The organism is Nibricoccus aquaticus, assembly GCF_002310495.1.
GTDB classification, from domain to species: Bacteria; Verrucomicrobiota; Verrucomicrobiia; order Opitutales; family Opitutaceae; genus Nibricoccus; species Nibricoccus aquaticus.
In genome coordinates, this window is the sequence record NZ_CP023344.1 from 2127627 (window position 1) to 2140346 (window position 12720).

The window sequence follows — 12720 nt, forward strand, 5'->3', positions numbered from 1 at the left end:
CGGTGGGCGGCGGAGGAAGATTAAAACTGGCGGGCCGTGCGGGCGAGCTGTGCCAGGGAATCGAATACGAGCGGGTCGTTGGGGAAGAGCGCGGTGGCGTGGGCTACACCGGAGCGGAGGCCGTTGACGCGGGCGCGGGTGAGTTGGAGTTCGACGTAGTTGCGCGTGCGGAGCTGGGTGGTGTGGGCTTCCATGGCGGCGGTCCACGCGGGGACCGCGCTAGAGATGTCGATGAGGAGGGCGGAGCGGTCGGCGGGCTCGGCGTCGGGCGTGATGGCGTAGAAGAGAAGCGAGGCGATGGCGTGCGCGGGAGTTTCACGGAGCTCGGCGACGCCGCCGTAGCGGGCGAGGCGGGCGGCGTCGCGGACGAGGCGGCCGACGATGACGTGGTCGGGGTGCTGGTTTTCGACGAGTGTGGGCGCGAGGACGATTTGCGGGCGGAGGCGGCGGATGATCGCGGCGAGTTGGAGAGCGTGGGCGACGGTGTGCGTGAGGTGGGCGTCGCCTCCGAGGTTTAGAAATTCGCAGGTGGCGCCGAGGAGAGCGGCGGATTTTTGCGCTTCGGCGGTGCGTTCGGCGGGGGTGCCGTTGGTGCCGGATTCGCCGCGCGAGCAGATGACGAAGTGGGCGGGGCGGCCGGACTGGGTTTCGCGGGCGATGACGCCGCCGCAGCCGAACTCGATGTCGTCGGGGTGGGCGCCGAAAGCGAGGAGCGTGGCGGGCAGATCAGACGGGGACATCGGTGTAGGCTTCATCGGAGCGGTCGATTTCGTCGCGGGTGACGAAGAGGATTTCAGGGGCGTCGGCTTTATTGAGATAAGCCTGTTCGCCGAGGCCGGCAATGTAGTGAGTGCAGTGGATGACGGATTGCATCCAGCGGAGGCGGGAGTCGCGCGTGGGGCTGATCTGAGATTTTTCCCAGGAGCCGGCGGAATGCGGGAGCGTGACGAAGGTGTTTCCGCCCTCGTGGAGCTGGAGGGAGTTGGCAGAAGGGTTGTGGCGGGCGCGGACGATTTCGCCTTCGTGCGGGACGTCTACGAAGAAGTCGGTGATGTCGCAGGCGGCGCGGCGGACGTCGGGCGAGCTGGAGCGGACGATTTCCACGCCGTCGAGCAGGCCCATGTGGCGGTACATTTCGAGGCAGAAGTCGGCGATATTGACGGCCTCGGTTTTGCGGAAGGCATCGGTCCAGCACTGGGGGACGTAAGCGGGGAGCTGGCGGGCGGTGGTGTCGCGCCAGGCGGAAGTCACGCGCTTCGCGTAGAGTGGTGAGTACTTACGCTGGAGTTTGTTTTCGAAGGCGAAGTTGAGCGTATGAGGCTCGCCGGTTTTGCGATGGCGGAGGCAGGTCTGGGTTTCGCGCGGGTCGTGGTCGCTGTCGTGATAGAAGAAGACGATGCGGCCGCCGATCTCGGATTGGAGACGGCGGGCCGTCTGGAATTTCGAATACAGAAACCGGCGGGGGAAAATCCCGCAGGGTTGCTGGCCGAAGCAGATGACGGGTGCAGCGCTCATGCGGCGGTGGCAGATGTTTTTGCGGAGCCGAGAAGCGGTTGGAGCGCGAGGGCGAAGAGGACGCAGGCGGCGCAGCCGATGGGGTTGAGCCAGAGGTAGCCGATCTCGTGAGCGGGAAAAAATTTCCCGAGGGCGAAGATGGCGATGACGACGAGTTGCGCGGCGATGGCGGCGTAGAAGACGGCGGAGCCGCCGACTTTCTTGAAGAAGAAGGCAACGATGAAGACGCCGAGCAGCGCGGGATAAAAGATGGAGGCGACGATGTTGAGCGCTTCGATGAGGTTTTCGGCGAAGCTGACGAAGAGTGCGAAGCCGATGGCGAAGAGTCCCCAGACTGCGGTGAACCATTTCGCGTTTCTCACGTTGCGGGCTTCGTCGTGGGCGGCGAGCGGGCGGAAGTGGCGCCAGAGATCGATCGTGCTCGTGGTGCCGAGGGCGTTGAGCTCGCCGGCTTTCGAGGAGAGCGCGGAGGCGAACATGACGGCGATGAGCAGGCCGATGGCGCCGTGCGGGAGCTGGGTGAGGATGAAGGTGATGAAGACGAAGTCGGAGTCGCGGGTTTTTTTGGCCTCGGGGGAAACGGCGTAGAGGGCGTTGCGGGCTTCGTTGCGGAGCGTTTCGGAGGCGGCTTGGGATTCGGCGAGGGCGGCGCGGGCAGTGTATTCGAGCTGTGGATCGGCGGAGGCGCGGGCGTCGGAGAAGGCGCGGATTTTCTCCTGTTTGTCGGCGTGGAGGGCCGTGTGTTTTTCCTCGAAGGCGCGGAAAGTGGCGGCTTGCGGACCGTCGAGCTGGCGGCGCCATTCGGTCTGGTTGAAGAGAAGCGGCGTGGTTGGGGAGAACTGATAGAAGACGAAGAGGAGCGCGCCGAGAATCACGATGAAGAATTGCATCGGGATCTTGAGGAGGGCGTTGAACATGAGGCCGAGGCGGCCCTCGCGGAGGGCGGCGCCGCCGATGTAGCGCTGGACCTGCGTTTGATCGGTGCCGAAGTATGAGAGCGAGAGGAAGAAGCCGCCGATGAGGCCGCTCCAGAGCGTGTAGCGTTGCTTGAGGTCGGGCTCGTAGCTGACGGCATCGAGTTTATCCATCGCACCGGCAATGTGCATCGCGTCGGGAGGGAGTTTCACGAGCAGGACGACGAAAGCGGTGAGCATGCCGCCGAAGATGACACCCATCTGCCATTTTTGGGTGAGGTTCACGGCGGCGCTGCCACCGGTGACGGTGTAGACGATCGCGAGCAAGCCGGTGAAGACGATGGTGAGATCGACGCGCCAGCCCAGCACGGTGGAGAGGATGATGGCGGGCGCGTAGATGGTGATGCCGCACTGGAGGCCGCGCTGGAGGAGGAACAGGCTTGCGCCGAGGAGGCGGGTTTTGCGGTCAAAGCGTTGACCGAGGTATTCGTAAGCCGTGTACACGCCGAGCTTGCGGTAGATGGGGAGGAAGACGGCGCAGACGAGGATGAGCGCGAGCGGGAGGCCGAAATAATTTTGGATGAAGGCGATGCCGTTTTCGTAGGCCTGGCCGGGAAGCGACAGGTAGGTGATCGTGCTTGCCTGCGTGGCCATGACGGAGAGGCCGATGGTGCCCCATTTGGTCGTCTGGCTGCCCTTGAGGTAGGTGTTGAGATTGTCTGTGTGGCGCGTGCGCCAGGTGCCGTAGGCGGCGATGCCGAGCATGGTCCCGAGGAGGACGATCCAATCGAGGCCGTTCATGCGAAAACGCGGGAGAAGATCGTGAGCGCGATCACGACGACGATGAAGCAGCCGAAGACGAAGAGGTACACGCCGCGCCAGGTGCGGAAGCCGGGAACGCCGGGGGCGGATTCGGCGTGCGGTGTTGGCGGAGAGTTGGGCGGTGGCGTGTTCACTTTCCGAGGGAGACGAGGTTGGCGAAGAGACGATACGCACCGGGGACGCCTTCGGGCAACTCGCGGAACCAGGAGAGGCCGGTATACACGAACCAGCCTTTGCCGTGTTGGGCGACGAGGAGTCCGCCGGAGAGCGGGGTTTCGCCGGCGTCGGCGCAGGCAATTAGAGGCGTGAACTCGGGCGCCCACTGATTGGGAAAATAGAGACCGCGTTCCTGGACCCAGCCGTCGAAGTCGGCGGAGGTGATTTTGTTGGGCGTATTAAGTGCGGGGTGGTTGGGCGCGAGGATCGTGACGGTGGCGTTTTCTTCGGTGACGCGGTCGCGGGAGATTTTGAGGTCGTAAGGCGCGAGCGGTGCGGAGGGGAGATCGGCGGTGGTGTTGTACTGGACGATGACGGTGCCGCCGTTTTTGGCGTAGTCGAAGAGCGCGGGGAGCTGCGGGACAAGATCGGTGCGGGTGTTGAAGGCGCGGATGCCGAGGACGACGGTGTCGAAGGAGCGAAGGCGGTCGATGGTGAGATCGGCGCCGGTGAGGAATGTCACCGAATAGCCCATACGCGTGAGGCTGTCGGCGACGAGATCGCCGGCGCCGGGAAGATAACCGACGGTTTTGCCGCGAATCTGGAGATCGATGCTGACAGCTTTCAGGCTGGCGGGCGGCTGCAGCAGTTGTGGCGGGATGTGGTCGTAGCGGATATCGATGCGGCGGTTGCGGTAGGTGACGTTGTCGATGTCGGCGGCGGCGGTGAGTGAGGCGGTCGCGGGCGCGGAAGATGCGGATGTCTGGGGAGAAACGGTGAAGGTGAGGAGGGACTTCTCCCCTACTCTGCCGAGCGCGAATGGCTGGGAGGACGGTGAGGTTTTCCAACCGGAGGGGGCTTCGATTCGGAGCGTGCCGGTGGTGCTGGTGCGGGCGGCGGTCACTTCGACAGCGACGGTTTTGGCGGAGCCGGGGGAAAAGAGTTCGAGGTTTTGGGTGAAGCCGAGCGAGACGGGCGGGATGACGGCGAGGCGGCGGCGGATTTCGCCTTTGACGGGGTCGTCGATCACTTGGACGGGTTCGTCGGCGACGATGAGGGTTTGTCCGGCGATCTCGATGAAGTGCTCGACGGGGAAAGCGGGCGGGTTTTCGGGGAGGCCGATCAAGGCGGGGTCGGCGACGGCGAACATGCCGGCGGTGCCGTCGCTGCGAAGCCAATACGGTTGAGTGAGCGAAGTCGCGGGGGGGAGCGGCTGGGCGTTTTCTTGGTTGAGGGCGACGTTGGCGGCTAGGTCGGTGGCGACGGGGATTTCGGTGGCGAGAGTGGGATAGCGCGTGGCGAGCCAGCGGACGGGGAAGTTGTTTCGCGCGATGAGCGTGTGGCGGAGTTTTAAGGTTTCGCCGGGGACGGCTTCGGCTTGGGGGATGACGGTTTCCCAGTGGAGGCCGAGGCAGGCGGTGAGGATGCGATCGAGGTGGGCGCGTTTGTCGGCGAGGATTGGATCGGTCGGAAGCGCAGCGAGCGCGGAGCGGATTTCGAGGAGCGCGGGGATGCTAGCGGCGGGGTTTTGGGGAGAGAAATTTTTGAGCGCGGCGTCGGTGAGCGGGCCGAGGGCGGCGGCTCCGGGGATGCGGGACCAGGTAGTGTCGATGCCGTCGAGGATGTCGGTCGTGGCGGGTTCGCCGGCGAGGAGCTGGAAGTGTTCGTAGGCGGTGCCGCGGGTTCCGACGGAGCCGAAGCCCTGGCTCTTGTGCATGGTGCGGCTGCGGGCGGCGATTTCGCCGAAGGATTCTCCGAGAAGCGGATTGAAGCCGCCGACATCGAGACGGAGCACGGTGGGATTCGCGGACTGGCCGGTGCGGCTCGCGCCGCTGGGGCCGGTGTTCCAGAGGACGCGTTTCGCCTGCCAGGGCGGCAGATGGCCGAGCTCTTTAGAGAAGGCAGCTGGATCGGCCGCTAGTGTGAAGGCTTCGAGGGCGAGGATGGCGGAGGCGGTGTGGTGGCCGTGGGTGGTGCCGGGTTGGGGGGAAAAGCGCGTGACGAGGACATCGGGCCGGAAGGTGCGGATGACGCGTATCATATCGGCAAGGACTTGATCGCGGTTCCAGATGGAGAGGGTTTCGCGGTAGTCTTTGGAGAAGCCGAAGTCGTTGGCGCGGGTGAAGAATTGTTGAGCGCCGTCGATGCGGCGGGCGGCGATCAGCTCCTGCGTGCGGATGAGGCCGAGGGAATCGCGGAGCTCGGTGCCGATCAGGTTCTGGCCGCCGTCGCCTCGGGTGAGCGAGAGATAGCCGGTGCGGTAGCCGCGGCCGCGCGCTAGGTAGGCGATGAGGCGGGTGTTTTCGTCGTCGGGATGGGCGGCGACGTAGAGGACGCTGCCGAGTTCGCGGAAGCTGCGGAGCTCCTGGAGGATTTCGCCCGACGACAGCGGAGTGGCTGAGGCAGGTGCGGCGGGTTGAGCGAAGGCGTGGGAGGCGAAGAGCAAAACGGTGGCTCCGAGAAGTCTGGTGGCCAGCCGCCAGAGCGGGTGATGCATGGGGCGTGATTATGAAGGCGTGAGCGGCGGAGCTGGAGTGGCGTCGCTCGCTTGACGGCGGGGCGGCGCGGAGGTTGCGGGAGTAACGCTGGCTGAGCAGGTGGCGGGCCGGAGGGTGAATGAGTCGCGGTGGATTTGGGCGATGAGTCGGAGGGAGCGACGGTGATGTTTATGTCCATGTGAGGGACGCGTCGCTCCGGCGCGTTTATCGGGCGGTGGCGCGGAAGGTTATTTCAGCGAGGCGATGAGGTCGTTGTTCATCTTCACGAAGCCGCTTTGCGGGCCTTCGACGGCGACGGCGAGTTCGGAGGATTGTTTCGCGGCAGCGATGGCGTCGGCCTTTTCGCCGAGTTTCGCGAGGATCTTGGCCTTCAAGTGGACCATGTAGAACGCGGGTTTGTCGCCGGCGGTGGCCTCGGTGATGAAGGCTTTGGCCTTGGTGAGATCGAGGCCTTGGTCGAAGTAGAATTGAGCGGCGTTGAAGTAGAAGCCGGAGGATTTTTTGGCGGGGGATGCGAGGGCGGCTTCGATCTGGGGGACGACGAGGCTGGCAGTGTCGACGGTGAGTTTAATCGGGACGCGGGTGCGTTCCCAGCGGAGATTGAGCGTGGCGGACTCGTTGCGGATGTCGTTCACGTCGATCGTGAAGGTCTCGACGACTTCGGTGAGTTTGACGGGCGTGGCGGTGAAGCGGGCGATGTCGTTTTTGGCGTCGTACTTGTAGGCGCCCCATTGAGAAGAATCTTTGTGGATGATGACGGTCCACTCAGTTTCGCCGGGGATGGTGAAGAGCTCGTAGGTGCCGGCGGGAATGTCGGTGCCGTTGAGTTTCACGGGTGTGCTGACGGTGAGCTTGGTGGCGTTGTTGGCGCCGGTGCGCCAGATTTTGCCGTAGGCTTCGAGTCCGCCGAAGATGGTGCGGCCTTTGACGCTGGGGCGGGAGTAAACGACTTCGATGTCGGTGAGGCCGACGCGTTGTTTGAGCGTGCTGGCGGGGCTGGCGGCGGGGAAGGTGACTTTGGGGGCCTCGGCTGGCTGGGCGAAGGTGGTGGAGGCGAGAGCGAGGGCGCAGGCGAGCAGGGCGGCTGGGCGTAGGACGGATGCAATGGTCATGATGTTTTTTGAGTGACGGATAAGCGGGACGAAAGGGACTGAGGATTCACGCGCTTCGCAAGCGGCGCGTGGTCAGCTAGCAGCGACGGTTAAACGCGTGGGGACAGAAAAACCCTTGGTAGAGACGCTGAAAGCTAAAGACCTGCGACACCACGAGAAGCGGGCACAAAAAATCCGGCCCGAGTGGGCCGGATTTGAAGGAGGCAGAGGAAAGGCTCCGAACGAATCAGGAGTGCTGGCCGGCGTGGATGCCTTCGGCGATTTCCTCGATGAGCTTCGCATTGAAGTCAGGAATGTCGTCGGGCTGACGGCTTGTTACGAGGCCTTGATCGCAGACGACGGCTTCGTCGCTCCAGAGGGCACCAGCATTTTTGAGGTCGGTCTGGATCGTGTGGTAAGACGTCACGCGGCGGCCGCGGACAACATCGGCTTCGATGAGGAGCCAGGGACCGTGACAGATCGCGCCGACAGGTTTACCGGCATCGAAGAAGGCGCGGACGAATTTCACGGCTTTGGGAATCCCGCGGAGTGTATCCGGATTTTTGACGCCGCCGGGCAAAAGAAGCGCGTGGAAGTTTTCTGGTTTGGCTTCGTCAAGCGGGAGATCGACGTCGAATGCATCGCCGAAATCGTTCGCGTTGCCGTCCCACGCGGTGACTTGGTCTTCGACAGGAGAAACGACGGTCACGTCGGCACCCGCTTCAAGGAGAGCGAGACGGGGTTTTTCAAATTCACTTTGTTCGAAGCCGTCCGCGACGAGGATGGCGACTTTCTTGCCTTGGAGATTTTGAGACTGAGACATGGGATTCCTTTGGTTGTTTTATTTCCGAGCCAGACCTGCCGGGAGTATCGCTGGAGGTGTGCCACGGTTGGGCGCGAATCTCAGGCGGTTCGCTCAGAGCATCTTAACGAAAAGGCCATTGAGCGGAGGGAACGACTTCACGGGCAGAGTGCAGCTTGGCCAATTCTCGGTTGTGCATTCTGCGCTCGGTGGAGACGCAAAAAAAACCGCAGCGGTGAGGCTGCGGTTTCTGAAGTAAGGACCAACCAATCAGGCCGTGACTGGAACCTTGGCGGCGTCGAAGGTGTAGACGGACTTCGGGAAGTCGGGGGTTGGTGGGTGTGGGACCACTTTCCAGAACTTGCTGACGGCCGTGTCCCAGTTGTCGAGGAGCGACTTGGCGTGCGGGCTCGTGGTGAGCTTCGCGTGAACCGAGATCAGCTTCTTCAAGCTGTCGCTCTCTTCCTGGTTGTTGAGGCGTTCGAGGCCGATCATCGCGGGGTTGATGTGGGTTTCGAAGTCGCCCTTTTCGTCGTACACGAAGGCGAGGCCGCCGCTCATGCCGGCGCCGAAGTTTTTGCCGGTGCGTCCAAGCACGACGACGAGACCGCCGGTCATGTATTCACAACCGTGATCGCCGAGGCCTTCCACGATTGCCGTGGCACCCGAGTTACGGACGGCGAAACGCTCGCCTGCGCGGCCGGAGACGAAGATGTTGCCACCGGTGGCACCGTACAAACAGGTGTTACCGACGAGGGAGTTTTCGTGCCAAGCGTAGCCGACGTTCTTGAAGGGACGGATGACGACTTCGCCGCCGTTGATGCCTTTGCCGACGTAGTCGTTGGCTTCGCCGACGAGCGTGAGGCGCAGGCCGTTGACGAGGAAGGCGCCGAAGGACTGACCGGCCGAACCGTTGAAGGTGAGGTCGATCGTGCCCGCTGGGAGACCTTCGTTGCCGCGCTGATAAGCGATCTGGCCGGAGAGCTGCGTGCCGACGTCGCGGTTGACGTTGGTGATCTTGTAGCGGGCCACGAGGCGCGCGGACTCGCCGAGGATGACGTCGCGGGCTTCCTGAAGGATGACTTCGTCGAGCGAACCTTCGCCGCCGAAACGCTCGTTGCGTTCGCGCGTGTGGTAGCGGTCGAGCTCGCCGGTCGGATCCGGATTGTGGAGCAGGCCGGAGAGATTGAGCAGCTTGGTCTTCGGGTTGGCGGGATCGTCGATCTGCTCGAGGAGTTCGGTGCGACCGATGATCTCGTTGAGCGTGCGCGCGCCGAGCTTGCCGAGGTACTGGCGGACGTCTTCGGCGACGGCGTTGAAGTAGTTGATGACGTTCTCGGGCTTGCCGCGGAATTTGGCGCGGAGGTCGTCGCGTTGTGTGGCGACGCCGACCGGGCAGGTATTCAGATGGCAAACACGGAACATGGCGCAGCCGGCCGCGATGAGGGCGGCGGTGCCGAAGTTGAATTCTTCCGCGCCGAGGATGGCGGCGATCACGATGTCGCGGCCGGTCTTCATGCCGCCGTCGGTGCGGAGGACGATGCGGCCGCGGAGATTATTCATCATCAGGACCTGGTGGGCTTCGGCGACGCCGATTTCCCACGCGGAGCCCGCGTTCTTGATGGAGGCGATCGGCGAAGCGCCGGTGCCGCCATCGTGGCCGGAGACGAGGACAACGTCAGCGTACGCCTTCGCGACACCAGCGGCGACGGTGCCGACGCCGGAGGACGAGACGAGTTTCACGCAGACCTTGGCGCGCGGGTTCACTTCCTTCAGGTCGAAGATCAGCTGGGCCAAGTCTTCGATGGAGTAGATGTCGTGGTGCGGAGGAGGCGAAATCAGGGTGACGCCGGGGACGCTGTGACGGAGGCGCGCGATGAGCGGCGTGACCTTGGCACCGGGCAGCTGGCCGCCTTCGCCGGGCTTCGCGCCTTGGGCCATCTTGATTTCGATTTCCTTCGCGGATGAAAGATACGCGGGCGTGACACCGAAGCGGCCGGAGGCGACCTGCTTGATGGCAGAGTTGGCGTTGTCGCCGTTCTCGCGGATATTGAAACGATCGGGATCTTCGCCGCCTTCACCGGAGTTGGATTTGCCGCCGATGCGGTTCATCGCGATGGCGAGGGCCTCGTGCGCTTCAGGAGAAAGCGCGCCGAGCGACATGCCAGCCGTGGTGAAACGCTTACGGATGTCGTCGATCGGCTCGACCTCGTCGAGCGGAACGGCGGGGCGGGTGCCAAAGCGGAGCTTGAGCAAATCCTTAATCGCTTGCGGGGCGTGTTCGTCGCCTTGCGTGCGAACGCCTGCGTAGTCCTCGGCGGAGTTGCTCTTGAAGAACTTGTTCATCGACGCGACGAACTTCGGGTTCCAGCCGTGGAACTCGCCTTCGCCCTTCTTGTTGACGCGGTAGTAGCCTTCGTTGCCGAGGGCGGCGACGGCGTCTGCGGCCGCGGGGAACGCGGTGAGGTGGCGGCGGATGGATTCTTCAGCGATCTGGGCGTAGTCGATGCCGCCGATCGGCGACGCGGTGCCGGTGAAGCACTCTTCGATGACTTTGTGCGAGATGCCGAGGGCTTCGAAGATCTGCGCGCCGCGATAGCTCGCGAGCGTGGAGATGCCCATCTTGGCCATGATCTTCAAGAGACCGGCGTCGATGGTGTCCTTGTAATTTTTGCGTGCCTGTTCTGCGGATACAGGCTTCGCGGTCTTGCCGGCGGCAGCCAGCGCGGCGACAAGATCGAGCGCGAGGTACGGGTTGACGGCGTTGATGCCGAAGCCGAGCAAGCAGGCGATGTGGTGAACGTCGCGGGCTTCACCGGTTTCGCAGACGAGGTCGCACTTGAGGCGCAGACCGGCGCGGACGAGCTGCTGGTGAACGGCGCCGGCGGCGAGGAGCATGGGGATGCCTGCCTGCTCGGCGGTGACGTTTTTGTCGGAGATGATGATGACCTTGGCGTTGTTGGTCTCGACGGCGGCTTGCGCGCGCTGGGCGAGATCCTTCACGGCTGCTTCGAGCGCGGCGGGACCGGCCTTGGCGTCGAAAGTGGCGCCGAGACGGACGACGCGGTTCTTCAGGATCGGAACGTCGAAGAGCGCGGCGACCTCCTGCGTTTGGAGAACAGGCGAGTCGAGTTCGACGTAGCCGGAGGTTTTCGGGAATTCCTCGAAGAGACCGAGGCGTCCGCCGAGATACATCGTGAGCGACATGACCGACTTTTCGCGGATCGAGTCGATCGGCGGGTTGGTGACCTGCGCGAAGAGCTGCTTGAAGTAGGTGTATAGCAGGCGCGGACGGCGCGAGAGGACGGCGAGCGGCGTGTCGTCGCCCATGGAGCCGGTGGGCTCGATGCCTTCAGCGAGCGGCGTGAGGATGAGCTCCTGTTCGTCGAGGTCGTAGCCGAACGCGACTTGCTGCGGGAGCGAGGCGTTCAAGTCGGCTGTCGCGGGAGCGGCGGCACCGGCGGACGCGGCGAATTTGTGGAGGTTGGTGAGGTGGGCTTCGCACCATTCTTTATAGTGAGGATCCTTGGTGAAACGCGCCTTGAGCTCTTCGTCGGTGAAGAACTTTTTCTCGATGAGATCGACCGCGATCATGCGACCGGGCCCGAGGCGGCCGGACTGGATGACCTTGCCGGGGAAGTCGTGCACGAGGCCGGCTTCGGAGGCGAGGATCACGTAGCCGTCGTCGAAGATCTTGAAGCGCGCGGGGCGCAGGCCGTTGCGGTCGAGGGATGCGCCGATGACTTTGCCGTCGGTGAAGACGAGGGCGGCGGGGCCGTCCCATGGCTCGACCATGCAGGAGTGGTAGCGGTAGAAGGCGCGGGTCTCGGGTGAGAGGTCTTTGTCTTTTTCCCACGCCATCGGGGCCATGATCATGGCGGCGTGCAGGGGATTGCGGCCGCCGAGCGTGAGGAGCTGGAGGGCGTTATCGAAGGTGGCCGAGTCGCTCATGTTCGGTTGGATGAGCGGCTTCAAATCGTTGAAGCGGTCGCCCCACACGCCGTACGCGGTGGAGTTTTCGCGGGCGCGCATGAGGTTCCGGTTGCCGCGGATGGTGTTGATCTCGCCGTTGTGGGCCAACATGCGGAACGGGTGCGCGAGGTGCCAGGTCGGGAAAGTGTTCGTCGAGTAGCGCTGGTGGAAGACGGCGAAAGCGCTGGTGAACTTGGGCGACTTCAGGTCGGGGAAAAACTTCCGGATCTGGGCGGGTGTGAGCAGGCCCTTGTAGATGATGGTGCGTGAGGAGAAGGAGCAGATGTAGAAGCCAGCGATCTTGGCCTCGATGACTTTGCGCTCGATGGTGTTTTGCGCGAGGAAGAGCTTACGTTCGAATTCGTCGTCGCTGATTTCTTCCTTACGGGCGACGAGGGCTTGAACGATGACGGGCTGGGTCTCGAGGGCCTTGCGGCCAAGGCAGGAGGAATCGACGGGGACATCGCGCCAGCAGAGCCAGACGAGGCCTTCGGCTTTGATGGCCTGCTCGACGAGCTTCTTGCAGTGGGATTGGGCGTATTCGTCGTCCTTCGGGAGGAAGATCATGCCGACGCCGAGATCCTGATCGCGGAAGAGCGGCTTCTTTTTCTTTTCGAGATACTCGCGGAGGAGCTCGACGGGGACCTGCGTGAGGATGCCCGCACCGTCGCCGGTGATGGCGTCGGCGTCGATGGCGCCACGGTGGGCGAGCGATTTGAGGGCCGTGATCGCGCGATTGACGACGTCCGCAGAGCGTTCGCCGGAGAGTTTCGCGATGAAGCCGACGCCGCATGCGTCGTGTTCTTGATCGGCGTTATACAGGGGAGACGGGATCACGGTGGGCATGGAAAGGGAAAAGTCGGAGGTGATGCGGTGACGAGCTGGAGAGCGTGGCGGACTGGATTCGGTGCGAACGTGCGACGGAAGTTGTGATGCAGAGGCGGTCGCGG

At 63.7% G+C, this 12720-nt stretch carries 8 protein-coding genes; all 8 read right to left on the reverse strand.

What is annotated here, in order from left to right:
• Positions 1–20: 20 nt before the first annotated feature.
• A complete protein-coding gene (locus CMV30_RS08605) occupies positions 21–740 on the reverse strand; it encodes a PIG-L family deacetylase (protein WP_175414792.1) in 720 nt (239 codons plus the stop codon).
• Positions 727–1515 (reverse strand): hypothetical protein, encoded by a 789-nt coding sequence (locus tag CMV30_RS08610; RefSeq protein ID WP_096055635.1) that lies wholly within the window; start codon positions 1513–1515, stop codon positions 727–729. Before CMV30_RS08610 ends, CMV30_RS08605 begins: the two co-directional genes overlap by 14 nt.
• Positions 1512–3230 carry a sodium:solute symporter family protein gene (locus tag CMV30_RS08615; protein WP_096055636.1) on the reverse strand — a complete coding sequence of 573 codons (1719 nt, stop codon included), beginning with the start codon at positions 3228–3230 and terminating at the stop codon, positions 1512–1514. Before CMV30_RS08615 ends, CMV30_RS08610 begins: the two co-directional genes overlap by 4 nt.
• The gene (locus CMV30_RS19805) at positions 3227–3385 is read right to left on the reverse strand and encodes a hypothetical protein (RefSeq protein ID WP_175414793.1); all 159 of its coding nucleotides are present in this window, start codon (positions 3383–3385) and stop codon (positions 3227–3229) included. Before CMV30_RS19805 ends, CMV30_RS08615 begins: the two co-directional genes overlap by 4 nt.
• A complete protein-coding gene (locus CMV30_RS08620) occupies positions 3382–5904 on the reverse strand; it encodes a PIG-L family deacetylase (protein ID WP_096055637.1) in 2523 nt (840 codons plus the stop codon). Before CMV30_RS08620 ends, CMV30_RS19805 begins: the two co-directional genes overlap by 4 nt.
• A 228-nt stretch (positions 5905–6132) precedes the next feature.
• Entirely contained in the window at positions 6133–7017 is an 885-nt protein-coding gene (locus CMV30_RS08625; protein WP_096055638.1) for a DUF2911 domain-containing protein, read from the reverse strand.
• A 226-nt stretch (positions 7018–7243) separates the two neighbouring features.
• Positions 7244–7819, reverse strand: coding sequence for a type 1 glutamine amidotransferase domain-containing protein (locus tag CMV30_RS08630; RefSeq protein ID WP_096055639.1), 576 nt, complete (start codon positions 7817–7819; stop codon positions 7244–7246).
• A 249-nt stretch (positions 7820–8068) separates the two neighbouring features.
• A complete protein-coding gene (gene gltB / locus CMV30_RS08635) occupies positions 8069–12616 on the reverse strand; it encodes a glutamate synthase large subunit (RefSeq protein ID WP_096055640.1) in 4548 nt (1515 codons plus the stop codon).
• Between the last annotated feature and the right edge of the window lie 104 nt (positions 12617–12720).